Annotated in this window: 23 protein-coding genes; 5 read left to right on the top strand and 18 right to left on the bottom strand. The window is 40.4% G+C overall.

Annotated elements, in window-relative coordinates; all coding sequences use genetic code 11:
• The first annotated feature begins 230 nt into the window (after positions 1 to 230).
• The 3 genes from RH40_RS10765 (at position 231) to RH40_RS10775 (ending at position 2,990) form a co-directional block, all read left to right on the top strand.
• Positions 231 to 1,187, top strand: coding sequence for a DUF4062 domain-containing protein (locus tag RH40_RS10765; protein ID WP_009601517.1), 957 nt, complete (start codon positions 231 to 233; stop codon positions 1,185 to 1,187).
• 339 nt (positions 1,188 to 1,526) lie between these two features.
• Positions 1,527 to 2,492, top strand: coding sequence for a DUF2971 domain-containing protein (locus RH40_RS10770; protein ID WP_009601518.1), 966 nt, complete (start codon positions 1,527 to 1,529; stop codon positions 2,490 to 2,492).
• A gap of 126 nt (positions 2,493 to 2,618) precedes the next feature.
• Positions 2,619 to 2,990, top strand: a complete 372-nt coding sequence (locus tag RH40_RS10775) for a PH domain-containing protein (RefSeq protein ID WP_158091825.1) — start codon at positions 2,619 to 2,621, stop codon at positions 2,988 to 2,990.
• On the opposite strand, the gene RH40_RS10780 is transcribed toward RH40_RS10775, so the two are convergent.
• The 15 genes from RH40_RS10780 to RH40_RS10845 form a co-directional block, all read right to left on the bottom strand.
• Positions 2,987 to 3,178: a hypothetical protein gene (locus RH40_RS10780; RefSeq protein WP_009601520.1), complete on the bottom strand. Its 192-nt coding sequence runs from the start codon at positions 3,176 to 3,178 to the stop codon at positions 2,987 to 2,989. The genes RH40_RS10775 and RH40_RS10780 overlap by 4 nt on opposite strands.
• A gap of 363 nt (positions 3,179 to 3,541) precedes the next feature.
• Positions 3,542 to 3,910 (bottom strand): hypothetical protein, encoded by a 369-nt coding sequence (locus tag RH40_RS10785; protein WP_009601522.1) that lies wholly within the window; start codon positions 3,908 to 3,910, stop codon positions 3,542 to 3,544.
• Positions 3,911 to 5,221 (bottom strand): hypothetical protein, encoded by a 1,311-nt coding sequence (locus RH40_RS10790; protein WP_009601523.1) that lies wholly within the window; start codon positions 5,219 to 5,221, stop codon positions 3,911 to 3,913.
• 389 nt (positions 5,222 to 5,610) lie between these two features.
• Positions 5,611 to 6,357 carry a hypothetical protein gene (locus RH40_RS10795; RefSeq protein ID WP_009601524.1) on the bottom strand — a complete coding sequence of 249 codons (747 nt, stop codon included), beginning with the start codon at positions 6,355 to 6,357 and terminating at the stop codon, positions 5,611 to 5,613.
• 109 nt (positions 6,358 to 6,466) lie between these two features.
• A complete protein-coding gene (locus tag RH40_RS10800) occupies positions 6,467 to 7,660 on the bottom strand; it encodes a hypothetical protein (RefSeq protein WP_009601525.1) in 1,194 nt (397 codons plus the stop codon).
• 332 nt (positions 7,661 to 7,992) lie between these two features.
• On the bottom strand, positions 7,993 to 8,724 hold the full coding sequence (locus RH40_RS10805; RefSeq protein ID WP_009601526.1) for a substrate-binding periplasmic protein: 732 nt from the start codon (positions 8,722 to 8,724) through the stop codon (positions 7,993 to 7,995).
• Positions 8,725 to 8,911: 187 nt separating this feature from the next.
• Complete coding sequence (locus RH40_RS10810; RefSeq protein ID WP_039954580.1) at positions 8,912 to 9,835, bottom strand: endonuclease; 924 nt, start codon at positions 9,833 to 9,835, stop codon at positions 8,912 to 8,914.
• A 395-nt stretch (positions 9,836 to 10,230) separates the two neighbouring features.
• On the bottom strand, positions 10,231 to 10,386 hold the full coding sequence (locus RH40_RS20355) for a YoaH family protein (RefSeq protein WP_009601528.1): 156 nt from the start codon (positions 10,384 to 10,386) through the stop codon (positions 10,231 to 10,233).
• Between the two features lie 60 nt (positions 10,387 to 10,446).
• Entirely contained in the window at positions 10,447 to 11,643 is a 1,197-nt protein-coding gene (locus RH40_RS10815; protein ID WP_039954581.1) for a conjugal transfer protein TraF, read from the bottom strand.
• A 52-nt stretch (positions 11,644 to 11,695) separates the two neighbouring features.
• Positions 11,696 to 12,571 (bottom strand): DUF2861 family protein, encoded by an 876-nt coding sequence (locus tag RH40_RS10820; RefSeq protein WP_009601530.1) that lies wholly within the window; start codon positions 12,569 to 12,571, stop codon positions 11,696 to 11,698.
• Entirely contained in the window at positions 12,571 to 13,230 is a 660-nt protein-coding gene (vxrB, locus tag RH40_RS10825; RefSeq protein ID WP_009601531.1) for a response regulator transcription factor VxrB, read from the bottom strand. The genes RH40_RS10820 and vxrB overlap by 1 nt, the downstream gene beginning before the upstream one ends.
• Positions 13,205 to 14,632 carry a sensor histidine kinase VxrA gene (gene vxrA / locus RH40_RS10830; RefSeq protein WP_009601532.1) on the bottom strand — a complete coding sequence of 476 codons (1,428 nt, stop codon included), beginning with the start codon at positions 14,630 to 14,632 and terminating at the stop codon, positions 13,205 to 13,207. The genes vxrB and vxrA overlap by 26 nt, the downstream gene beginning before the upstream one ends.
• Before the next feature lie 181 nt (positions 14,633 to 14,813).
• The gene (gene pntB / locus RH40_RS10835; RefSeq protein ID WP_009601533.1) at positions 14,814 to 16,190 is read right to left on the bottom strand and encodes a Re/Si-specific NAD(P)(+) transhydrogenase subunit beta; all 1,377 of its coding nucleotides are present in this window, start codon (positions 16,188 to 16,190) and stop codon (positions 14,814 to 14,816) included.
• Positions 16,191 to 16,202: 12 nt separating this feature from the next.
• Positions 16,203 to 17,753 (bottom strand): Re/Si-specific NAD(P)(+) transhydrogenase subunit alpha, encoded by a 1,551-nt coding sequence (locus RH40_RS10840; RefSeq protein WP_009601534.1) that lies wholly within the window; start codon positions 17,751 to 17,753, stop codon positions 16,203 to 16,205.
• Positions 17,754 to 18,054: 301 nt separating this feature from the next.
• Positions 18,055 to 18,330 (bottom strand): HlyU family transcriptional regulator, encoded by a 276-nt coding sequence (locus tag RH40_RS10845; RefSeq protein ID WP_009601535.1) that lies wholly within the window; start codon positions 18,328 to 18,330, stop codon positions 18,055 to 18,057.
• 245 nt (positions 18,331 to 18,575) lie between these two features.
• Here RH40_RS10845 and RH40_RS10850 point away from each other — a divergent pair, with 245 nt between their 5' ends.
• Entirely contained in the window at positions 18,576 to 19,811 is a 1,236-nt protein-coding gene (locus RH40_RS10850; protein WP_009601536.1) for a GGDEF domain-containing protein, read from the top strand.
• A gap of 107 nt (positions 19,812 to 19,918) precedes the next feature.
• Positions 19,919 to 20,356, top strand: coding sequence for a DUF3069 domain-containing protein (locus RH40_RS10855; RefSeq protein ID WP_009601537.1), 438 nt, complete (start codon positions 19,919 to 19,921; stop codon positions 20,354 to 20,356).
• A gap of 58 nt (positions 20,357 to 20,414) precedes the next feature.
• On the opposite strand, the gene treC is transcribed toward RH40_RS10855, so the two are convergent.
• From treC to treR, 3 genes are all read right to left on the bottom strand, one after another.
• Positions 20,415 to 22,103 carry an alpha,alpha-phosphotrehalase gene (gene treC / locus RH40_RS10860; RefSeq protein WP_009601538.1) on the bottom strand — a complete coding sequence of 563 codons (1,689 nt, stop codon included), beginning with the start codon at positions 22,101 to 22,103 and terminating at the stop codon, positions 20,415 to 20,417.
• Between the two features lie 186 nt (positions 22,104 to 22,289).
• The gene (gene treB / locus RH40_RS10865; RefSeq protein WP_009601539.1) at positions 22,290 to 23,714 is read right to left on the bottom strand and encodes a PTS trehalose transporter subunit IIBC; all 1,425 of its coding nucleotides are present in this window, start codon (positions 23,712 to 23,714) and stop codon (positions 22,290 to 22,292) included.
• Between the two features lie 176 nt (positions 23,715 to 23,890).
• Complete coding sequence (gene treR, locus RH40_RS10870; RefSeq protein WP_009601540.1) at positions 23,891 to 24,838, bottom strand: trehalose operon repressor TreR; 948 nt, start codon at positions 24,836 to 24,838, stop codon at positions 23,891 to 23,893.
• Positions 24,839 to 24,923 lie beyond the last annotated feature (85 nt).

The following is a 24,923-nucleotide window of genomic DNA, read 5'->3' on the forward strand; positions in this document are numbered from 1 at the left end:
CTCCAACACAGTCGATCGGCTTTCTTACACTCGGTAGGTTTCTGCCCCGTTTTTATCGCTTCGCGATGGCTTAGCAAGGGATAAGGCGGAGATCGTAAGCTTGCGAAATCATCAAGCTAAATAAAGTCTGTAAAATAATCAGAAAATAAATTCAAATATATGCAACCAGGATTATAATGGTCGTGATGTATTTCTTATTGAAAAACACTAAATTATTGGGGGTTTAACTAGTGGCAAAAACACGAATTTTTATCAGTTCTACGTATTTTGATCTAAAACACATACGATCTGATCTCGAAAGATTCATTAGAGAACAAGGCTATGAGCCAGTTTTGAACGAACATGGTCATATACCATATGGAAAGACTGAAAAGCTTGAAGAATACTGCTACAAAGAAATAGATTCATGCTATATTTTAGTTGCTATCATAGGTGGTCGATTCGGCTCAGAATCAAAAGAACAGGAATATTCTGTATCAAACCTTGAGCTTATAAGAGCGAGAGAGAAAGGTAAACAAGTCTATATTTTCATTGAAAAATCTGTGGTTTCTGAGTATAAAACGTATCAAGTAAACAAAGACAACACTAATATATCATACTGTGCTGTAGATGATATTCGTGTCTATCAGTTTCTAGATGAGGTCCACCGATTAAGTATCAATAATCAGATTCAGTCATTTGAATCTGCCAAAGACATACAAGTTTACTTAAGAGAACAGTGGTCAGGTTTATTTCAACGGTTGTTATCAGAAATAGGTCGACAAAAAGAGATTGATTTAGTATCTGATCTTAAAAACACAGCTCAAACCTTAAACCAATTGGTAGATTTTGTTAAAAACCTTGAATCTAAGGGAGAAAATGCAGTATCAGATATTCTATTGAGTAACCATCCTGCTTTTAACGAGATAAAAAATAAATTAGATATAACTTTTAGAATTATCTTTCAGAACTTAAATGAACTCGATAGATTGTTAGCAAGCCGTGGTTATCAAAGTTTGTATAAAGCAGACCCTACTGGCTGTAACAGTCGAGAAGGCTTTTACGGCTGGATGAGTATAGATAGTGAAAAGATCCTTTATGTTTCTACAAGTATTTTCTCAGAAGATACGTTGAAAATTTTCACACCAAGTGAATGGAATTCTGAATGGATCTATCTCGAGACAGAAATAGACGATATATTCTTCTAAAATCATTGCGACCCAATTTAATGGGTCGTTTAAATACTGTACGACTAATGTGTTTATCCCGATTAATCCGAAGAACTTAAACCACATACCCTATCCTTTTTTTGTACTGAGGCCTTAAAGCTCAGATTCTTCAACACAGTCGTTTGGCTTTTTACACTCGGTAGGTTTCTGCCCCGTTTTTATCGCTTCGCGATGGCTTGGCAAGGGGTAAGGTGGAGATCGTAAGCTTATGAAATTTCAGTTGTTACAAAATTAATTTATAATAACTCCCAACACCATTTAGAACCTATCAGTTTTCGCGTTGTATATTCGTCTTACAACATTATGGAGAGAAATTGCTTGTTAAAAAGTTTATTTAAGTACGCTTCACCACATGCGCAGACTTTCGATGATTTGCTTATTAGAGCAAGTCAAAGGTATTCACTCAATGACCCGTTTGAACTTCGTCCATCAAGTCGTGATGTTCTAGAGTCATTATCAAATCTAGCGGGAAAGAAAAATTTAGATTACAAACCATCTTATGATGATTACGGAATTATATCGTTCACTGAAACTCACAATAATTTACTAATGTGGGCTCACTATGCCAACCAACACAAGGGAATCGTCATTGAATTTGATATGGCGAAGCTAAACTTCAATCGATACCAAAGTTACCCGATATTCGACAATGATGAAAATGATGAAACCTTCGCCTCCGAAAATCCTATTATTCAAGAACTGAATGAAGGGCAAGTTCAAAGAGTTTTATACAGCCATAATCGGCCAAATGAAGAGGCGTACAGTGACATATTAGAGCACTTTTTAGTTAAAAGTGATGAATGGATGTACGAGAAAGAGCACAGGGTTATCGTTCCTCTTATAACTGCAGAACGTATCATTATTCGTAAGGATTATCTTCAGGTAATCGAAAATGCTTTAGAAATTGACTACAAATATGTTTTAACAGACTTTGGGAACGGTATGGTAATGGTCTCATTTGATGAAGCTTTACGTGCTGAATCTGGTAGGTTTTATTACGCATCTGATTCACAGATCACCGATGAAGAGTTTTTTCAATCATTTAAAATGGCATTTCTCGGCGAGATTTTTTCTGAATTATCAAAAGACCCCTCAAGTATATTTTTATATAAGCTACCTTCTGAAGCTATAAAGAGAGTTTTTTTTGGCTGCCGTATGAGTGAACAGGATAAAAAACAGATAATAGAAAAGGTTATAGACAATGACTTACTGAAAGAAGTCTCGTTTATGGATGTGGAAACAAGTAGATCAAGATTTGAGCTAGATTTTTCTGAAGAGTATTAATTTGAAATGCACAAATTAAAAACATCTAAAGTAAGACGAACAATTGAAGCTGTGGTCGGCATATCTCTAGAGCTATTATCAATTTATTTTGTATATCTTACTTTTAATTGGACGGTGAGTTCTGTCTTGAACGAGAATCTATCAGAAGAGACGCTATTGAGTTTACTTCTCCTTCCTACACTTTATGTTTTGAGGGAAGCAGGCCATATCTTTGATCCCCTATCAGTCAAAGTGGAGATAAACAGAGATAGGGTTTCAGTAACTAGAGGGATTTGCACGAGGATACAGGATACCCTTGAGTATAAAAACATCGAAAATACTGAAATTACTACTACTCTACTTGGTAAAATTTGTGATTACTCAACAATACGATTTTACTCGCCGGGTGGAAATGTTGAAATTCCTTATGTATATAAGGCTAAAAAAATTGTGGTCATGGTAGAAAAACTGAAGAAAATAAAATTAGATTTAGATAATGAGGCCACGGGACTAGATTAATCCGCTGCTTGGTTATCACAAATTTCATAATCAAATAAATGAGGTAGCTCTAGCGAGTCTCGCCACCATATTTGTGTTTTTTTATCCAGTTCATTATTCCTAATAAAAGCGACCCAATTCACTGGGTCGTTTAAATGCCGCCTGACCAACGCGTTTACCCCGATTAACCCGAAGAACTTAAACCACATACCCTATCCTTTTTTCGTTTGATTGAGCGTTTGATCTTAACGCACAAACGCATTCCCAAAAGTGTGATTGTAGCTCGATGCTTTCGTTGTCTTAGTAACGGCTCTCCCTCTTTCCATTGAACCTGTACAGATGCGAGATAGCCGCGAATACCATGCTGATTTCGTAACAATGTGCGATCGGGGCTGTGTTTGTGCATGCACTTGGTTAAGTCGGTGTTGGTTAAGTGAGGTATATAATGGGGATTGTACAAGCACTTGGCCTTGATGGGAAAACGATCTTAATTCTAGTGGGGCTGTTTAAGCTTCATACTAGGGTAACGGTTTTGGAGACTAAAGGTGGATAAAGGTAGCTATCGCTACCTTTTAGAAAGAAATACCTAACCCCTTTTCGATAAAAATAAGAATAAAAACTATTATCCAACTCCACATTCCGCCAGCATTCCACCACATAAATGCTTTAAACTTTAAAGAGTCAGTTTTCACTCTGTGACGAATAAACGGATAGGCAACGCAATAGTTAATGAATCTAGTACCGACATCATGAGGTGCTTGATGTTTTGGCAGCATGTAGCCGTAATCGTTGTAATATTTATTTAAATCTTTAGCCAACTGCTTATCGATGTAAATAATATACTTAAAACTGCCTAGAGAGATTAAAGGGAGTATAATGATTGATGGAAAACTATAAGCAAGTGCATACACCCCAAAAAAAGCAATCAAAAAGTTTATCATTTAAAACTCACTCCACACACTCTCAATCTTTTCGTAAATGACATCAGCACCAAATTTCCCTGCGGTAGTTCCCGCTACTCCACCAATAGCACCTCCCACTACTACACCGCCGATCGCGGCAATGGCAAGAACCGGAGCAGAAGCGGTGACACCTACAAGAAGTGCAATAACGGTAACAGCACCTGTAGCTGCGCCAGCCCCTAGATTTCCACCCAAAATACCGCCCCCAATACCACTAAAAAAACCTGCCGTTTCAACAGTTATTGTCTTACCACACTCGCCATTACCGTCTACGTTGCAAGCTTCGTAGATACTATTAACTCCGCTCGCGCCACCAACGGCAATGCCAATATATCCTAGCCCTCTGGATGCTGATATACCTATGGATATGTTGGCAATACGTTTGCCAAGATCTTTTACAAAACCCTTTTTTAAAATTTCATCTGCATTGTGAATGACAGACTTTGTCGAAAGCTTTAAATTTTTCTTCACTTGTTTATAAATTGGCAATTTTACGCTGCGCTTAGAGAGCATTGCAAAAGAACCGTCAAGTTTTTTAAATAATGCCGCTCTTTCAGTTGTAAATATGCCATAGTTCACTCCGCCAGTGCGGCTGGCCATGGCAGCTTGAGCGACATAAAGTTCATTGATCTCCAGCAAGACGTCTTGAATATTTTTCAAATGTTGGCCTACTAAAGCAGAGGTTATACCTACCCCAGTAGAAACTTGTGAATGGTAGTCACTAGGTAATCCGTATTTCTTTACCTGCTCGATTAGCTGATGGGAAAACAATTCAAAATGACGGTTCAATGTTGCAACTTCTTCATCAAGTAGTTTACTCATTTCAAGGCTAGCAACCTTTGCTTGTTCAACTAACTGTTTTAAAGTTTCTATGTCTGTGTCTTCTTCAGGTTCTTTTGTAGGGATAATAACTATCTCGCCTTCTCGAACGGGCTCATTTAGGTGCTTATTATATCGTTTAATAAGATCCTGATGCTCTTGGGTGGTTTCTGATGTGAAAAGACTAGCGAATAAATGTTCTTGAGACTGTGTGCTAGGTGATTGCATCCAGCCCAACGCAAACCGCTCAGTAAGAACACGCTCACGATTTTTAGCCCAACGCTTTTCATCTTCCTCTGTGTAGGTTAACTCTTCACGCCTAGCTGCTTTTTGTTTGCCCGCTCTTTGTTTTATCGTTTCTTCTAACGGTTCTGGATTAGTTATTAATTGCCCCAAATCATCAAGAGGCTTATAGCCACCACCAGATGAAGTTACAGGTTTATTACTTTTCTTAAAGTCGCCAATTGACATATCTTATCCTAAAAAATTTTAACCCTTTGACATAATAACAATTTTTTATTTTTTAGGTTAAAGTTTGAATAATTTAAGTTAAATTGACTATGAAAAAACACATATCGAAAGTTAAATGTTCAAGTAAACAGAACCTTTTTACTCAGTCTTCTTACTCCAAATCGTTTCATTTATTCTTCTAAGCTACACCACATTAGACTTGGTTCTTACACATACCCTTATAATAAGATCATATGTGGATCGATCCCTACCTCCTGGTGTAATAAGATTGTCACCTCGTATTTAAAACCTCCCGAGGCTTAGACATTGGGAAATGCCACCGATGCCCAACCAAAAAAGCCGGATCACTGATAACAGCCAGTGACCCTCACCTTTTAACTTTTGTCATTTTATATGTTGGGTGTTGGACCAATAGCTTTTATGTATCTAGGTTTTCGTTCCCAAAAGTTTCCTTTTTTACTCTTTTTAGGCTCTAAGGTTACAGTCCACATTTCTTCTCTAAACGCAATGAGCGGTGAGTTTCTGTAGGATTTCATTTTATCTAGAGCCTGACTCAACTTTAGTCGAGTATGTATCACGCCTTCTGGGGCACCGGTGTGTGGGTCATATTGTGATTCTGTTTGATATCTATTTTGAATTCGCGCATTTTCCAAGTCCTGGCGACGAAATTTTTCTAGAAATGAACTCATGGCATCATGGAGAGCGTGAATATCTGCCATACGTTTTCGTTCGTTATTGGTTAAGCCGTAATGAAATATATCCAGATCGGTACCGCCTTCATCATCTCTATCGGCGGGGCCTTCGACTATGTTCCAAGATGGCCAAGACAATTTGGAATATATCTCTTCACGATCTTTATGAGTCAAAAGTTTAGACTTCAGGCGCTCGATAGTCACTAGTTGCACGTCGAAGGCGTTCACATTTACACCCAACGCTCTCATATAAAACTCGGTCTCTTTCCACCATTGGCACATAAGAAGTGCTTGCCACGTATCTCTTAGCATATCCCACGGAATAATGTGATGAAATTTCCAGTCTATGTCAGGGCTAAGCTTTGTTCGAGCCCAGTGTCCAGGACTATTGTCACGCGCGTTGGGATTATCACCACCAAATGCGCCATCGATTAAAATAGTCATTATTTCTTCCCCTATTTTTTATTATCGAGCTCAAAGCCACTGCAGAAGCTCTACTAAACATTTTGGAGTTATTTGAAAGCCTCCTGTGGGAGCCTTTTAGCAACAATTGTTATGTCACTTTATGGATATGACTACCCTTGTGGGTGTTGATGAAATCTTTGCCATCGACAAACTTCGTCTTAGAGTTATTCACCATATAACCAATCGTATTACCAAAAATAGAATCGATATGGCGGGCGTACTCGCACTCTCTAGTTACACCACGTTCTGCAAGTAGTTTCTCCATTTTATGGGAATAGACTAAAAAGTCCTCAACACTTATTGTCCCCGGGGCTTTTGCCTTACCGGTGATAGAGGCGACAACCTCAGCTGGCGTTAAAGAGCCATTAAGGTTTTCTAGAATTTCTACGGCTTTTATAGGGTTCAAACCAGAAGGTCGTGTATACATGTCGTAAAGAATTTCGACATTGGTAGCAAGATTTTCTTTGAGATGACCTCCCATTATGTAACTACCGTTACCCACAGGGCCCGTCTTATAATTTGTTTCACCGTTGAGGTGTTTAGCTAAGTCGCCACCTGGTGTGATACTTACGCCAAAATCGAAAAAGTAGTCTCCTGCGTTTAATGCCAGAAAAGAAACGATATTTTTTGTGAAAGCGGGACTGCTATGTTTAAGATGTTCCTGATACAGCTCTTTTATCTTCTGGCTTGCGGAAGGTGTTGCCATGCTTTTCTTGGTTAGGAGCTCGTTGACAGAAACAAACTTAACGTTATCAGGAATATCGATATTTGAAGGATGACATGTATTGCCCTCATTCCTTCTATCGAGATAGATAATATGTTTTACCTTTGGCGTGATCTTCGCATTGGCGATGACATTTAAAAGTCCATGTCCTTGTTCTGAACTCGGAAGTGGATTATCGACCCCTTTTTCCGAGTTCGTATTGATCCAACAATAGGCGACCACTTTAGTGGGTAATTTGGAGGAAGAAGGCTTGACGCACAACAGTGAGCTCAATTTACTCTTTTTCTTATCATCACGGAGTGGCGATAGAACTACCGGAGTCGTTGTTCTGCTGCGCTGTGACTTTACCCTCTCACGATTTGCAGCCCATCTCTTCTCATCTTCATCGTTAAAAGTAAGTTCTTTCCTGCGAGCTTCTCGCTGTCTTACTTGGCGCTGTTGGGTGGTTTCCTCTTCGAGAACGAGCTCTTTTTCAATCGGAGGGATTGGAAGAGGTTGATAACCTCCTCCGGACGATGTTGTGATTTTTTTATTTGAATTAATGCTCTCTAATGGCATCTCAGATACTTCCAAAAAATGATAATCTTCATTTTTATATCTGATTAACTCATTGTTGTTGTTATTATTGTTATAAAAAATTGAAGCCGCTTCCAGATTAATTTTTGATCAAATAGATTAATTTGCAACCTAAATATGTATTCTTTTAGAACATTGGTGAATGAAATGTTAACCAATTTTAAAATTGAAACTTGAGGGTGACGGAAAAGTATTAGGATTTAATATGTATTGCTGAGATTTGTTTTATGAATAAATTTTACCTCGGTGAGAAGCAAAAGGCTCTTACGACTGTGCGAGATACCCGCATCGTAATCATAAGAGCCGCACTCTATCTAATTAAACCAATTGTTTAAAACATCTGCTTCCGTTTTCTCGAGCAACTTTTGTAACTTACCGTTATCCCTCATTTCTATGATCTTTTTGTCAATGATGGGAACGAGCTCGGCTTTGTCTTTATGGATGTAGTGATAAAGATCTAGCGTGGCTAACGGAGGCCCTGCCAAATCTATGTTTGTGTACCCTAGTTTCTGTAAGGTAAGACTCCCATTGAGCGGATTAGTGAGAGCAAGCTGAGCTCTGCCTTTATGAAGGAACTTCATCATAGCTTCTGCGTTGTCCATCACCTTAACTTTTTTGGGGTCGACATCTTGAGTGATCTTATCAGTATGTTTTACTCCGCGCACAATTACAGATTTGTAGCGATTTAAATCGTCTTTATTGGCGACTTTTATACTGCTTCCATCAATTGAATATGCGACGGTTTTGAGCGAATAATAGGGAGTGGGAACTCGTATTACATTGGGTGTTTGCTCGCCGTAAGCAAAGATTCGCGCAATCTCTCCATCAACGGAGCCGCTGTTGGCCGATTCCTGAGCGCGCAATCCAGGCATTTCCTTAACCACCAAACCATAGCCGAGTTCATCGTATATTGCGGTCATAACCCGAGCGCTGATCACTTGCTCCGGCAATTTCTCAATTGAAGCAAATGTGAATGTGGTCGAATTAGCGTAACTACAGAATGCCACGGAAAGAGCTACGATGATGATACTTCTAATTGTCCCCATATCTTGCAACCTCCTAATACTGCGTACCTGATAAGACTAGATACTAGACGTTGCTTTAGCCAAATAGAAAATGGACAATATTGAAAGAAATTTTGTGACAATGTCACCGACATGCATTAACTATTGATAAGCATAACAAAACCTAATAGCAAAATATGGTTAAATCAGTGACAACGTTACTTTTTGTTTATTTACAGTTGCCTGCTTTCGAATATCCTGCGGTAATTGCCTCTTTTTCAGATTTAAACAAAACTAGATTTTTTGTACTGACTTGATTGTAACTTGGACATCCCTCTGCAAGGTGATATTTTTTGCTTCTTTTATTGCCGTGCAACGCACCTGTTTCATGCGCTGCTTCTGGCAGCTTAGCTTTTAAAAGCTTGCTTCGATCCCCTTCCTTCCATTGTTTTTCTCCAACGACAAAAGGATTATTGTGATTCATTACCTTCGCAATACGCAGGGCTCTTTCTCTTTCCCACGAGCTCACTGGAAATTTCTTATCCCAAGCGATAAAGAGCTTTTCTTGTTGTTTTGACATTGGGAACTGATATCTATCGTGCATATAAAAGTAAGTTCTGGCGATCATACCTTTCACTTCATCGCGAGGCTCGACGGCACGCTGTTTAAAATCAACCTTAAAGTCGCACTGGCCATAATATTTCTGATTGGTTTGTACTTGATTAAAATTGAAATTCGACCTGTCACCATTTACCTCTCCCACTGCTGGAGCTAGGTTATAGAGGTCGGCTTCCATTAACGAAAATACTGGGTCGTTTTTCGAACAGTTTTTGCGACCACCATTTTGCCAACATTGGCGAGCTTTTCCAAAGTTTGAGGCGGGTACAATATGCTCCCATTCTAGGCGCTGAGCACGTTTAGTGTTTTTTCTAACTTTATAGCCACATGAGTCTAAATCTATCACACCACCACTACGCCCTTTGAATTCAAAAGAGCAACCACAATAAAGCGTCCCCTTTTGCATTCGGTCAAAGTACACGTCATTTTTAGCGATTACCTTCGCTTGGCTAAAATCATCTGGCTGAGCAAAAGCTGGAGAGAAAATGATAGATAGGAGAACAATACTTGAGGCGCTAAAGAGTTTATACAACATCAGTCTATATTTTATAAAATGTAACTCACCCAATCCTAGGTAAAAAAACTCCCTCTTTCAATAAAATAATCAATAAGATTTCTTTATATAACTCCATAGTATTCATAGACTAAGAAAGATAAAACTTGTGACAGCGTCACTAAGCTGTATGCTTAATTGTCAGTGTAGTGATTTATGCTGGGTCAGATTTAAGTCAAAAGTTGGCTTGTAATTTTATTACAGAATAAAAATTTACCATTGTAGTCTTAGCATTTTATTCTAAGATAAATGCATGTTTTAATTGTATATATTGATTTATTCAGAGATTTCCTATCTTTTTAAGGGGGCGTTATTTTTGATGTATTAGTTTAAGTTAATTTAGTTATAGTGCATTAAGAGAGAGAAAGTAGCGTGTGCTACTCTCCAGATGAACTCGCCATCTCTTCTCGGATTTTTTCCGATACAATCTTAATTGCCTCAGCAGTACTTACACCTTGAGACATAAGTTCTTGAATTTTTTCGACCGCTTTTTGTTGTTCTTGGTGGGATAACGTCGGTAGGTCATTTAACATAGTCAGCTCCTTCAAAAATGAGAGCCGACTATATTACGCAGAACCAATAAGGTCTAGTAGTTAATAATGAGAAACGAAATTTATATAAGCTCCCATTGCGTTCTTGTTTGTATAGCTGGCGGCAAGGTCCAACTGAAATAAATTTAAAGGTGAAAGGCCAATACCCGCAGTAACCGTATCCTCACGATTATCGTAAGCAAGATTCTTATTCCAACCTGCACGCAATTTCAATTGGCGCATGATATCGATCTCCCCCCCTACCCTCAGCATACGAGAATTATCTTTGAAACTAGTAAACTTTTCTTCTTCACGTAAATCGTAATCAACGCTGATGCTAGCATAATCACCAACAAGCCCAACACCAACTGTGTATTGAGGACGCATCTGATAATCAAACACAACCGGTTGAAATACTCGACTTTGATTAGGGTCTACCTTAGAAACAACTGTTGTGCCTTCCAATGTTTGTGATTTAACATCCCGAGAAACGAGATTTATGGCCGAAAAACCCACTCTAACCGGCCCATAAAACCACAAAAAACCCGCATCAAAGTTGAACATGGTTTCGCCTGTTCCATTATCTCTAACATCTTTTAGCTCATAGTTGTTAAGATTAGCTCGGTAGACGTAGGTATAGAGGCGTTGTAGTTTTGGTGTAATACCAAAAGATATGTGTTGCCCCAAAAAAGTTTGATATTTTGCTAAAGATAAACCAACCTCTGTCACCCCTATGCCAACAGCATCAACACCACTTAGTTCGGCATTGACCACGGATGAGACTGGCCCTGTTGCAGCATCGTAAGAATCAATTTGAGCGAAAGATTCTGCATACGCTTTCCCGAAAAGATTTGCTGCAACGAATTGATTAGGAATAGCAAAAGAAACGACACCTCCAAGTTCGAGGTTTGCTGTGCTATTTTTAAGACTCTTTAATTTAGATTCAATCTCAGTTGCCTTGGATAAATCACCTGCGATCGCTTTGTCTAGAAGACTGGATATGTCTTTTAGGTCGCCAACTAAATCATCTTCATTGCGATATTGCACACCAAAACTAGGAGTGATCATACCAAGATCATCATTGCGTCGATAAATTGCCGTTATTGCGGGATTATAAAAGGAGCCTGTTAAGAAGTTTCCTGCAACGACGCCAACACCACCCATTCCATCGCCTCGCGCTTCAATTGCGTAGTTATCCGCTATTGCGCACGCTGATAATAGAGAGAAAGACAGGGGTAATAATTTCCATTTATGTTCCATACGATACAAAACTATTTTGTTTCCATGTACTTCCATTCTCTATTAACTCGCGTTATTCCTCCACTGAAACGTCGTATGTTTTATTAATAATTTGGGATTGCTCTACAATTATCGGTCCTTGCCATCTTTGATGACTGATAGAAACCCCTAAAACATACCTACCAGGTGGGATATTCGCACTATCTAGTGAAGTGGGATAATTTGAGTCGTATTGCTTGGACCAGACTTTAGTATATTTGTTGTCAATATAATCATAAAGGGCGATCTCAAACTTGGGTAAAGGGCAGTTCCGATTCAGTAACGCATTTTGCTCAACCTTCCATTCTGCTTTCGCATTCCAGCGAATGGAGATTTTAGGTTCGGTATCGCTGAGTATGACCCATGTACTCCAAGAAGACTGATCTTGCGCTGTGATATCAAGTCGATAAAGACCTTTCGCGATATCACTATTTAAATTGTAGCGCTTGAGGTACTTCATTAATCCGAGTTCATTATGAGACGCAGAATACTTGAAAGTGTTATCAGTCGAGAGTTCTTTTGACACCCACCTTGTCAGTGTAATATCAAAAATTTCTTTAGTCGCATCAACTTCAATAATTGCACGGTACGCGTCCCTGCCTGGACTTTGAATTTCTGTTCTTCGTATGGTGACATTGCTTAACCACGAAGGCAGAGAACGCTTATCGAAGCCTTTACCACAATCAACATCTAGGGATTGGAGGAACAAATCATTGAGGTGGGGGGCAATACTGCTGTTTTTTTCTAACTGCCAAACTTCTACCAGAGATGAAAACATCCCTGACAAATCGTTATTCAACAAATGTCTGTGAGCTTGAGTCAGGGGAGAGTTTGACTCAAACCAAGATACCTGTTTAGACATTACGGAAGCGCTACTGAGTAACGCCCCGAGCAATAGAAATAACCTCATTATGCCTTCATTTTGTAGCCAACTCCCCGAAGAGTCTCAATTTCAAGTCCCGGTAGCTTTTGGCGAAGTTGCAGAACATGTGTATCAACGGTTCGAGTTGTAGGGAAATGATTGTACCCCCAAACATGATCAAGCAATTCGTCTCTTGTAAACACTCGGCCTAGATTACTCGCTAAGAAAAGCAATAAATCAAACTCCGTGCGCGTCAAGGTAATGAAATCGTCTTTGTAAATCACTTCACGTGTTGATTTGTCAATTTTTAGATGCTCTGTTTGAACGCGGCTATCGTCTTGAAGCTCATCTTCAGGGGCACGCAACTGTGCACGAATACGTGCAAATAACTCCGCCTCAGCAAAAGGCTTAGTTAAATAGTCATTAGCACCCGAATCAAGCCCCATGACCTTATCCTTCACAGTGACCAATGCGGTTAATAAAATTACAGGTATGTCTTTTAACTTTTTCCAATCAACCAAATGCTCTACCGAATCACCATCGGGTAATTGGCGATCCAAAATGACTAAATCCGCTTTTTCCCAATATTGAGCCACGTCAGCAATTGTCTCTGAGTGGAAACACTCGTATCCTGCTTGCTCAAGGCTAACTAATAGACCATCAGCCAGGTTTTTATCGTCTTCAACTAAAAGCAGTGTCTGTTTCACAAGGTATCTCCAAAATAAACGTTGTCGGTGGCCCGATTAGGGACATGCGCCCTCCCATCCTGCCAACCATAGATTCAACGATAGTCAAGCCCAAACCAAGACCGCTTTTGCTTACGAACGGCTTTCGTAACTGCCGCCAGTCTCTCGCAGACAGTTCACCTTGGTCGATCAGCTTAACTGTAATTTTTTGGTTCTCTGTTGTTACATCGACAACAACAGGAGCCACACCATACTTGAGCGCATTACGTATTAAGTTATCTATGCAAGTGCCCAACCAATATACATTAAGTTTTGCGGAAACGTCACTATTGATAATAAAGTCAACGTTGCCGTTAAATTCTTCCTCTATCTTGAACTCTAACCATTCTTTAACTGACGGTACCCAATCACTTGCAAGCGGTTTATTATCTGATTGCAAATAATCTTTGCTCGCTTCGGCAAGTTGCCTAAGACGTCTTGAATCCTCACACAACCTTCGGAACTCGTCGTAGACTGATTCAGGCAGCCTTTCGAATTCCCGTCGAAACCCCTCTACCGTGAGAGATAAGCTTGCAATAGGAGTACGAAGCTCATGAGTTAGTATTTGCAATATAAGCATGCGGCTCTTCATTTCCTGCCGCTTAGTGTCCCATCGATATAACGACCAGCCCATAACCAGCAAAATATTCGCTATGACAAGAACAACCATGCTGATACGCAGAACGTCTGAGTGGTCCTCAACATCCCAGCACATATTGCCACGTTGTACAAAACAACTATTGTAAGATTGGCTTTTGAGCTTAAACGTCAATCCGGCGTTTTCAACCGCTCGCTGCCAAATATCCTCGGGGAAAACCAGATAGTTATCGTTTTTTCTTAACCAAAGCTCATCACGTTCCATGAACATACTCGAACCAGCAATTAAAGCTAGTACCGCCTCTTCGTCCATTCTTTGCAAACGTCCAAGCAAAGTAGATTTTGGTGCAAGTGCGCGTTCTTTGATGTGCATGTATTGAAGGAGTTGAGCATTACTATCCGGGTGTTCTTCGACATAGCGACTCGCATATGTCCCACCTCCTGGATGAATGAGTCCACTACGTGCAAACCATTTATCACTGAGGGTACTCCCTTTACACATAGCACGAGTAAAAACAAGTGGCTCGGTCACAACAGGGCTGAGAGGTAGTTTACCTGAGCAGTGCTGAGAGAGGTGATAGAGCCTTTGAATATCACGCAATGGGTAGACAGATGTTTGAGGTAACATCGATTCAGGAGTCAGTAATTTTGTAGGATAATCAGATTGTAAGCTTCGAATATCATAAACAACGCTAGCTTCTTTTTGATTAAAAAAGTCTACAAATCTATCAATCCTTTCAGGAAGGGATTCCGCCTCCGCCACTCCAGAAGAGAGTATGATAGACAATGCTAATGCTGTTAATCTTTTCGTAGTCAATGGCAAAGGTACAATAAATCAGTAAGTTAGTAGTTAGAGTAAACATTATTACAGAAATATATAACGCAAATGTAATATCAATGTCAGGAATACGAGTTCAAAACAAACTAAGCCAGCAGTACTGCTGGCTTAGTTATCGTAGGTTACAAGTTTACAGTGCTTTCGCGATTGCGTCTACACTATCCTTTGCATCTCCAAAGAGCATTTGAGTGTTATCTTTGAAGAACAGAGGATTCTGAACGCCAGCATAGCCAGTGTTCATCGAACGTTTAAAAGCGATCACATTCTGAGCATTCCAAACTTCTAGTACGGGCATCCCAGCAATCGGGCTATTTGGATCATCCTGAGCAGCAGGGTTTACTGTATCATTTGCTCCAATCACAAGAACGGTATCTGTCTCGGTGAAATCATCATTGATTTCTTCCATTTCAAGTACGATATCGTAAGGAACTTTTGCCTCTGCAAGCAAAACATTCATATGCCCTGGGAGTCTGCCAGCTACCGGATGAATTCCGAATCTAACATCAACACCTTTTGAACGTAACTTTTCTGTGATTTCGTGAACGGGATATTGGGCTTGAGCAACTGCCATTCCGTATCCAGGAGTAATAATTACCGACTTTGAGTTTTTTAGCATTTCTGCCACCTCCTCAGCCGAGGTCTCTCTGTGTTCCCCTTGTTCCTGATCTGAAGATACGGAGACTTCCTGTCCAAAACCGCCTGCGATAACACTTACAAAAGAACGATTCATTGCCTTACACATTATGTATGACAATATCGCACCTGATGAGCCAACCAAAGCTCCTGTAACAATCAGAAGATCGTTTGCAAGCATAAATCCGGCTGCAGCCGCTGCCCAACCAGAATAAGAGTTCAGCATAGAAACCACAACTGGCATATCTGCCCCGCCTATAGAAGCGACTAAGTGATAGCCAAAGGCAAGGGCAATCGCGGTCATCAAAAGAAGAGCAAAAGTACTCCCACTCTGATTAACAAAATAAACGAGTAACAATGTCGATATAACGACGGCAGCTAGATTAAGTTTATGTTTATTTGGCAAGTTAAGAGGTGAAGAAGAGATAACACCACGCAGTTTACCAAAGGCAACAATAGAACCCGTAAAGGTTATCGCACCAATGAACACTCCGATAAACACTTCCACAAGATGAATGACATGCTCAGCGTGTGTATTAGACTCGGGTGCAGCAATAAAGCTATTATAACCAACTAATACAGCAGCTAATCCAACAAAACTGTGTAGGATCGCCACCAATTCAGGCATTTCAGTCATTTCAACTTTCTTAGCATAATGAATACCGATGCTACCACCGATGATCATAGCCAAAATAATCCAACCAAAACCCTGAGAATCAGGTGAAAAAATCGTGGCCAGTAAAGCTATCGCCATACCAACAATTCCGTAATAGTTACCGGCTTTAGCAGATTCTTGTTTAGATAGACCAGCTAAACTCAAGATAAAAAACAAAGCAGACACTATATAAGCAGCTTGTACAATTCCAGCAGACATTTCAATCACTCCTTAATCTTTACGAAACATTTCAAGCATGCGCTTAGTTACTGTAAACCCGCCAAAAATGTTAATACTAGCGATCAAAACAGCAATAAACGAAAGAAATGAGACAAAGCCACTTCCTTGCCCAATTTGCAATAATGCACCAACGACAATAATCCCTGAGATAGCATTAGTGACAGACATGAGAGGTGTGTGTAAAGAATGTGTCACGTTCCAAACGACATAATAACCAACGACACACGCCAAAACGAAAACAGTAAAGTGCGCTAAGAAAGACGCAGGTGCAACACTGGCAATCCATGCGAAAACGCTCGCACCTATTCCCGCCGCGAGCCATTTTTTTGTTGGGGAAACAGCTTTCTTTTCAACAATCAGCGCTTCTGTATTTTTCTCTTTTGGGAGTTGTGCCGGTTGAGCAGAAACCTTTATAGGTGGAGCCGGCCAAGTTATTTCACCCTCTTTGATTACTGTTACGTTGCGAATCACAACGTCTTCAAAATCAATATTAATTTCACCGTCTTTCTCTGGAGATAAAAGTTTTAAAAGGTTGACGATGTTAGTTGAAAACAACTGAGAGGACTGAGTGGGAAGTCGCGAAACCATATCGGTGTATCCAACGATTTTCACACCATTACTGGTTGTTATAACTTTGTCAGCTTGGGTATATTCGCAGTTGCCTCCATTCGCTGCCGCTAAATCAACAACAACACTGCCAGGCTTCATGCTATCGACCATAGATTTAGTAATTAAAGTTGGCGCAGGTTTACCCGGTATTAATGCTGTTGTAATGATGATATCGACATCTTTCGCTTGCTCTGCATATAGCTCAGAAGCTTTAAGGTTAAATTGATCAGACATTTCTTTTGCGTAGCCGTCACCGGAACCAGCCTGTTCCTCAAATTCTATCTCGAGAAACTCGGCGCCCATAGACTGAACCTGTTCCTTGACCTCAGGCCTTACATCAAACGCACGAACGATCGCACCTAAGCTACCAGCCGCACCGATTGCCGCAAGTCCTGCAACACCAGCACCAGCAACCAAAACTTTTGCAGGAGGGACTTTTCCTGCTGCCGTAATTTGACCTGTAAAAAACCGTCCAAATTCGTGAGCAGCCTCTACTACGGCACGATAGCCCGCAATGTTCGCCATCGAAGAGAGCGCATCTAGAGACTGAGCGCGAGATATTCTCGGAACCGTATCCATTGCCATAACATTGATATTTTTTTCAGAGAGGCTTTTCATGAGGTCAGGGTTTTGAGCCGGCCAAATAAAGCTGACAAGCGTTGCACCCTCTTTGATTAAATCGACTTCATTTTTTGAGCCATCAATAACAGGAGCGTTAACCTTAAGGATAATATCTGACTTCCAGACCTGTGCTTTGGAGACAATTTTTGCTCCTGATGTTTCAAACGCTGAGTTGTCGAAGCTGGCTTTTTCGCCGGCTCCCTTTTCAATGACTACATCGAAACCCATTTTTAAGAGCTGCTCAACTGACTTCGGAGAGGCGGCAACTCGAGTTTCACCAGCAATAACCTCTTTTGGTACACCTATTTGCATTAGCTATTCCTTGACTATTTAACAAACAAAGATTGTTCTTTTTTTATCCAACGAATTCCGATACTGCAAGCACTTTGTAGCAAAAAACTAAAATATCATTACATATAACATTAAGTAATGAAGAAATAGGCTTATCAAGTCGTTAATACAACACATTAGCGTATCACTCATACAGGTCAAACCAGTAAAACTCAGAAAACAGATCCAATTACAAAATCTGTGACCTTCATAAACGAAAAAAGCCACTGGTCTTTGACCAATAGCTTTCTAGTAATAAATCCTTTTGTGTTCAGACCTAAGGTCAAAACATATCATCACCCATTTGATCGATGAACATTTGCGCTTTTTTTAACATGAAATCGTTCGCGTCAGGCGCACTTGGTAAAATATCAGAGCGTATAAAGCGATGGGTTTTCACTTCACCTTTTATTTCCTTAGTAATTCTACCAGCAATTCGGTACTGGCCACCTTCAGGTATGGCCTCTTGGTAAATGAGGTAACCTTTATACTCTACAGGTTCTGCGGTTTGGGTTTCTTGTTTTGGTTTAACACCGAATAATCGTGAAAAAAGCCCCACAGGCACTCCTAAATAAATCGTCATGTCAGGATTACCTTATACTAAACTATTTCTTCATTCCAATAGTCCAATCGGACAAACCGATAAATCTAACCCCTCCCTCGACTGTTTTGTACGAAAAATGTCCTCAATATCCCATTATTGTGTAATTTTATTAAAGCATTGTTGTAAAACACTTGGAAATTCATCAAATAAAAGTATTCTTTAACAGCAACTAATAAGTAAAGTATTAAGGCTCTCTGGTTATGTCCTTTAGAATTGTCACAACAAATTGGTTTCGGCTTACGTTACCACTATTGATCGTGACATTTGCCATGGTTTGTCAAAACCAGATTGTTGAACTTACTTATTCCAACCGTGAGATCATTACCTCTTTACCATACGCTTTATTTATATTTACTATCTTACTAGCGCATGCATTTAAGCAAAGTCGTATCGCTATGGTTTCTGCAACCATGTTGCTTGCATACTGGGTAATACAGAGCCGATTACAATCACCACTCTCTACGGGCACCACAATATTTGAGCTATCTCTGCTCACTCTACTCATGCCAATATCACTTTTATTGGTCCTCAGTTATAGAGATGCGAGTATTTTTTCAAAGCCATTTGCGCTATACCTATTTAAGCTAAGCGTTTTTTTTATATGGTCTTGGATAACATTATCTTATATCCATGAGGATGGACTAGATGACTTAAACAATACGTTTCTTTTCGTTTGGCCAAGTGTTTCACAACTGCCTTTCATTTTAGTTATATTTTCCCTAGCAATGGTGCTCATTTTTTCAATCTTTTTGATGAGCCGGAATAACATTATTGATGCCGTTCTTTACACAACCGCACTTCTTTCATCAGTAACCTACGCTTTCATCCACGTTACTTTCATTTCAAGTACACTCTTTTCTTTAGCGGGGATACTTCTTCTTCTCTATTTGATCAATGCAAGCTACGAGCTAGCGTTTAATGACAATCTTACCGATATTCCAGGCCGGCTCGCCCTAGAATCAGACTTACGCCATTTAGGAAAGGTCTTTTCAATCGCAATGGTAGATATCGACCACTTTAAATCATTTAATGACAGCTACGGTCATGAAACGGGTGACGACGTATTAAAGCTTGTAGCCAGTAAATTACAAAAGGTAGGAAAAAAAGCGCGGGTTTATCGTTATGGTGGAGAGGAATTCACCATTTTATTTAAAGGACGAGAAGCACCAGATACCCTGAGTGAACTGGAGGAATTACGAGCTGCCTTGGAGGAATACGACATGGTCATACGTAATAAGGATGCGCGTCCCAAAAATGACAAAGTGGGCTCTAAACAACGTAAAGCGAAGGCAAAAAGTAACACGGTCAACATCACGATTAGCATTGGTGTAGCAGACAACCTAGATTTTGATACCGTGGCAGAAGTAATGAAAGCGGCTGATAATGCGTTGTACAAAGCAAAAAAAACCGGACGTAATAAAGTTTGTTCCGCCTAAAATATCTACTAATTCTCTGAATTTTCTTACTCAAGATAGCCGAGCATTGACATTTGAACTCATTTTTCTAACATAACGATTTTAAAGATGAGAACAGAGAGCAGAATATGTCAGATGTCGCCGACTTGGGAAATTCACAACCTGATCTTTCGCTAGTGTCTGCAGAATTAAGGCAAGTCATAGAATTTGATGACGTTCCTGAAACGATGCACTCAATGGTTATTGCAATACACGAAGCAGCGGAAGAGGCAGTAAGAGAGGCATGGGATACGCTACCTGTTAGCGCGCAAAATGTGCTAGATAACTTTGAGCAATTTCACGCACTTGTTTCCGTAGGTCAGGCTTTTGCCGGTTTAAACGTAATGGAAGAGTTTCCTTCAATAAAACTTCCAGAAGAGATGGATGAGCAGCAACAAGAGCAATACCGCGCACAGTTACTTGATCAAGTTTTAAGTAAGTGTATCAAAGATATGGTTAAACAGATAAAAAAAGCTAGGCGGGACCCCATTCTGAAGAAAGACTTTGTACAAGTTTTTACTCGCTAATTACAAAGGCGTTGGCAACATACCAACGCCTTTGTAGAAACATAATCCGTACGAATTTTTAGTCAGACTCAATCAAAAAAATGCGGGTTTCGTAAGGACGCAGTACTTGATTCTGCCCCCCAACCTCACAAGTCTCACTCTGATAGTTAGAAAGTAGTTTTCTGGCTTTGCTCATATCAAAACGATCAGGCAGTGTGCACTTTGCTTCGTCGCCATAGTAGTTATTAATACACAATAATACTTGCTTATCGTTCTGACGGGCATAAGCAAAAATTCGCTTGTGCTCGGGGAATAGATCTTCGTATCGGCCATCAGTGATCACAGAAACCTGTTTACGAAGTTCAATCAGATGCTTATAAAAGTAGAATACAGAATTCAAATCTGCTATTGCAGCTTCCGCATTGATCTCAGGATAATTTTGAGCCAAGTCTAACCAAGGTGTTCCTTTAGTAAATCCAGCATTCTTGGTGCTATTCCACTGCATCGGCGTACGTGAGTTGTCACGAGATTTCTGCGCCAAAATCGCCATCATATCTTGGTGCGCAATACCACGACGATTAACCATAATTTGGTACATATTAGTACTTTCAACATCACGATATTGACGAATATCGGTGTAATGTGGATTTGTCATCCCAAGCTCTTCACCTTGATAGACATAAGGTGTGCCTTGCATCATATGTATTGATGCCGCAAGCATCTTGGCTGACTCGATACGGTACTGCTTGTCATTACCTAAACGACTAACAACACGTGGCTGATCGTGATTACACCAAAATAATGCACCCCACCCTTTGCCATTTAAACCCGTTTGCCAATGGTTGAAGATTTGCTTTAGTTGAATAAAATCAAACGGAGTTTTCGTCCATTTATCCCCATTTAGGTAATCGACTTTGAGATGGTGAAAGTTGAATACCATAGACAACTCTTTACCATCTTGAGCTGAATATTGCTGACAATGCTCTAATGTAGTTGAAGACATTTCCCCGACAGTCACACTACCATACTTTTGAAATACGGATTCGCTTATCTCTTGAAGGTACTCGTGCACGCGTGGACCATCGGTATAAAAACGTCGACCGTCGCCGTTCTCATCATTTAAAAACTCTTGTTGCTTCGAAATAAGGTTGATAACGTCCAAACGGAAGCCATCTACACCTTTCTTCGCCCAGAAATGAATGACGTCTTTAACCTCCTCGCGAACTGATGGATTCTCCCAGTTTAAATCCGCTTGTTCTTTGGCGAAGAGGTGTAAATAGTACTGGCCGGTACCTTCATCCAATGCCCAAGCACTGCTACCAAATTTGGAGTTCCAGTTGTTGGGCTCAGCACCTTCTACAGGATCTTTCCAGATATAGTAGTCACGATATGGGCTATTTTTATCACCTAATGCCGATTGAAACCATTTGTGTTGAGTCGAGGTATGATTCACTACAATATCCATAATGATTCGAATACCCAATTGATGAGCCTCTGACAGCAAGACATCGAAGTCTTTCATGGTGCCAAATTCAGGGTTGATCTCAAAATAATCGGAAATATCATAACCGTTATCGACCATTGGCGATTGATAGACCGGTGTTAACCAAATCGCATCCACACCTAGAAGTTTTATGTAACCCAGTTTTGACGTGATCCCTTTTAGATCGCCCATGCCTTTGCTTCCACTGTCACAAAAGCTTTTTGGGTAAATTTGGTAGATGGTTGCTGTTTTCCACCAACTCTCATCAGGTTTAGTTATGGCCATTTCTAATACTCACACACCATTGAAATAAAAAGTAAATACAAATATACCCAAGTGACTTCAAAATGCAGGATTCAGAGCGATGCCACAGCGTTGAACTCAAGGAAAATAACGCTGCGGATAAAGCCCAACCATGAATCTTTTGAGATTGAAGCAACCACTTGTGACAGTGTCACATTATCTATCGAGTTATATGTTTTCGGACTTGAGGTCACACTTGGTTTGAGCACGCTTAAACATCACAAGAGTAAGCAGCAAAGGGACTATGATGGCCACCAACATCGACAAAGCAAATGTGCCCCAAAACTGCGGCTGAATAGATAGGATCCCCGGCAAACCGCCTACGCCAATACCGTTCGCCATGACCCCTGAACTCCCACAGATAGCTGCTGCAGCAGCACTACCGATCATAGCGCTCAACATTGGAAATTTGTATTTCAAGTTAATGCCATACATCGCAGGCTCAGTGACACCAAGGTAGGCAGAGATAGCAGCAGGCACTGAGATATCACGCTCACCGTGTTTTTTACTAATGATAATTATGCCAACCACTGCCGACGCTTGAGCAATGTTTGATAGTGCAATCAAAGGCCAGATGGGTGTGCCACCTAAATCTTGCATTAATTGCAGATCGACGGCATTAGTAGTGTGGTGGATGCCAGTGATGACCAGTGGCGCGTACAGAAAACCGAAAATGGTTGAGCCAATCAGCGCGAAATCACCTGTCATTGCTGCTTTTGCAGCAAAAGCCACACCATCACCTAAGGCACGGCCGAATGGGCCAATGATAGAATGCGCTAAAATCACAGAAACGATAATAGAAACAAACGGTACAACCACTAGATACAGGTAAGATGGAATAACCCGTTTTAAGTTGGTTTCAATAAGTGCTAAGGCTATTCCTGCAAGCATTGCGGGTATGACTTGAGCTTGGTAGCCTACTTTCTCAATAGTGAATAAGCCAAAATCCCACACTTCTGGGATCTGTTTACCGATCAAATAGGCGTTCATTAACTGTGGTGAAACCAAGGTCACTCCAAGTGTAATGCCCAAAATCGGAGTACCCCCGAGTTTTTTCACTGTCGACCAGCACACACCAACTGGTAGAAAAAAGAAGATTGCTTCACCAATTAGCCACAAGAAAGAGTGAACAGAAGCCCAAAACTGGCTAATTTCCGTTAATGTCTGACCATCGAACATTTTTATGTCACCAATGACATTACGGAAACCGAGAATTAAGCCGCCAGTGATGATTGCTGGCAATAATGGAACAAAGATTTCTGCAAAATGGGAAATACCGCGTTCAACAATATTCATATTTTGACGAGCTGCGCTTTTAGCTTGATCCTTGCTTGCCTCGCTTTTACCGGTCAGATTAATCAACATCTTGTAAACTTCATCGACTTCAGTTCCGACAACAACTTGGAACTGGCCAGCGTTTGTAAAGCACCCCTTGACCATAGATAATTTACTTAACTGGTCCACATTAGCTTTGTCTGGGTCATTCAATACGAAACGTAAACGAGTCAAGCAATGACTTACACTAGCAATATTGTGCGCTCCCCCAATCAGTTTAATCAAGCGCTCTACATCTTGAGGTACAATCTTACTCATAACCTTGCCCACCTTATATTCGAGACCTTCAATTCATCGTTTAACTTCAACAATGGGAACATTCCCTTTTTGATATTTTTAATAGTGCCATTAAGGATTCCAAAACAAAATGGGAACAATCCCATAAATTGAGAATGATCACAGTGTCATTTTAAACAGGCAGAGCTCTAAGTAGATTAACGCTGGATAGGCTGTTGGGTAACATGTACTAAAGATTTATTGCCATTTAATTGGCTAATCAGCATGTTAGCAGCTTTTTTCCCCGCATGGGCATAGCCGGGATCTACGCTGAAAACTTTGGGAAAGAGAAAAGAAAGCAATTCATTTCCACCCACACCTGTGACAACCACATCTTCGCGCCCAATTTCTTGTAAACGTTTAATTACTCCAAGAGCGATCGTATCGCTGGCGCAGACTATCGCTTGTGTATCAGATTGAAGAACTTGGTTCACTAGACAGTAAGCACTCTCGTGACTGAGTTTTCCGGTTTGAAATCGAGGTTTGATACGCTTTTGCTCACACCATACTTGATAAGCATTGAGACGAGCTAGGCCCGTAGTACGATCTTCAGGATCAACACCGATATAAGCAATACGAGTGATAGAGTATCGCTCTAAGTGGGAGAGCGCCATCTCTATTACGCCTTGATTATCGTAGTTAATAGAGGAAACCATCTGTGTGTCCATAGCAATAGCTACAATACGGTTGCCCCACTCCGCTAAAGCTTGCTCATCACAGCCAGTAAACCCGAAGACAATGACTCCATCGACATTGCGACGTTTAAGGACATTCAAATGCTCATTGGTCTTATCTCGATCGAACTGGCTTTCCATGATCACCACGTCGTATCCTGCTGAATACAGGGTGCTAAGTATTGAGCCAACAGAGCGATTTTCTGATGGAGAATCCAAACGAGAGATTATTACGCCAATCAACTTTTGACTGCCACCACGCATTGACTGGGCTGATTTTGAAGGTATATAACCTGATTCACGAATGATGAACTCAACCTTCTCACGCGTTTGTGGTTTTACTTTAGGGTCATTAGTAAGCACACGACTAACCGTTGACTTACCAACCCCAGCTAATTTCGCGATATCAAGAATGGTGAGTTTTTTGCTCATAAATTTTTAGACTAAAGAGGTCAAATAGTAGTCAAGCAACTTCCCTTATTTCAATAAGTAATGAAGTTTACTCGCTTGAGTGTAT

It is taken from the genome of Vibrio caribbeanicus ATCC BAA-2122 (genome assembly GCF_000165125.1).
Lineage (GTDB): Bacteria > Pseudomonadota > Gammaproteobacteria > Enterobacterales > Vibrionaceae > Vibrio > Vibrio caribbeanicus.

Excerpts from the sequence above, each read along its gene's own strand:
- RH40_RS10780 (WP_009601520.1), bottom strand. The coding sequence starts at position 3,178 with ATGTGGTTTAAGTTCTTCGGGTTAATCGGGGTAAACGCGTTGGTCAGG.
- RH40_RS10785 (WP_009601522.1), bottom strand. The coding sequence starts at position 3,910 with ATGATAAACTTTTTGATTGCTTTTTTTGGGGTGTATGCACTTGCTTAT.
- RH40_RS10790 (WP_009601523.1), bottom strand. The coding sequence starts at position 5,221 with ATGTCAATTGGCGACTTTAAGAAAAGTAATAAACCTGTAACTTCATCT.
- RH40_RS10795 (WP_009601524.1), bottom strand. The coding sequence starts at position 6,357 with ATGACTATTTTAATCGATGGCGCATTTGGTGGTGATAATCCCAACGCG.
- RH40_RS10800 (WP_009601525.1), bottom strand. The coding sequence starts at position 7,660 with ATGCCATTAGAGAGCATTAATTCAAATAAAAAAATCACAACATCGTCC.
- RH40_RS10805 (WP_009601526.1), bottom strand. The coding sequence starts at position 8,724 with ATGGGGACAATTAGAAGTATCATCATCGTAGCTCTTTCCGTGGCATTC.
- RH40_RS10810 (WP_039954580.1), bottom strand. The coding sequence starts at position 9,835 with ATGTTGTATAAACTCTTTAGCGCCTCAAGTATTGTTCTCCTATCTATC.
- RH40_RS20355 (WP_009601528.1), bottom strand. The coding sequence starts at position 10,386 with ATGTTAAATGACCTACCGACGTTATCCCACCAAGAACAACAAAAAGCG.
- RH40_RS10815 (WP_039954581.1), bottom strand. The coding sequence starts at position 11,643 with ATGGAACATAAATGGAAATTATTACCCCTGTCTTTCTCTCTATTATCA.
- RH40_RS10820 (WP_009601530.1), bottom strand. The coding sequence starts at position 12,571 with ATGAGGTTATTTCTATTGCTCGGGGCGTTACTCAGTAGCGCTTCCGTA.
- pntB (WP_009601533.1), bottom strand. The coding sequence starts at position 16,190 with ATGTCTGCTGGAATTGTACAAGCTGCTTATATAGTGTCTGCTTTGTTT.
- RH40_RS10840 (WP_009601534.1), bottom strand. The coding sequence starts at position 17,753 with ATGCAAATAGGTGTACCAAAAGAGGTTATTGCTGGTGAAACTCGAGTT.
- RH40_RS10850 (WP_009601536.1), top strand. The coding sequence starts at position 18,576 with ATGTCCTTTAGAATTGTCACAACAAATTGGTTTCGGCTTACGTTACCA.
- RH40_RS10855 (WP_009601537.1), top strand. The coding sequence starts at position 19,919 with ATGTCAGATGTCGCCGACTTGGGAAATTCACAACCTGATCTTTCGCTA.
- treC (WP_009601538.1), bottom strand. The coding sequence starts at position 22,103 with ATGGCCATAACTAAACCTGATGAGAGTTGGTGGAAAACAGCAACCATC.
- treB (WP_009601539.1), bottom strand. The coding sequence starts at position 23,714 with ATGAGTAAGATTGTACCTCAAGATGTAGAGCGCTTGATTAAACTGATT.
- treR (WP_009601540.1), bottom strand. The coding sequence starts at position 24,838 with ATGAGCAAAAAACTCACCATTCTTGATATCGCGAAATTAGCTGGGGTT.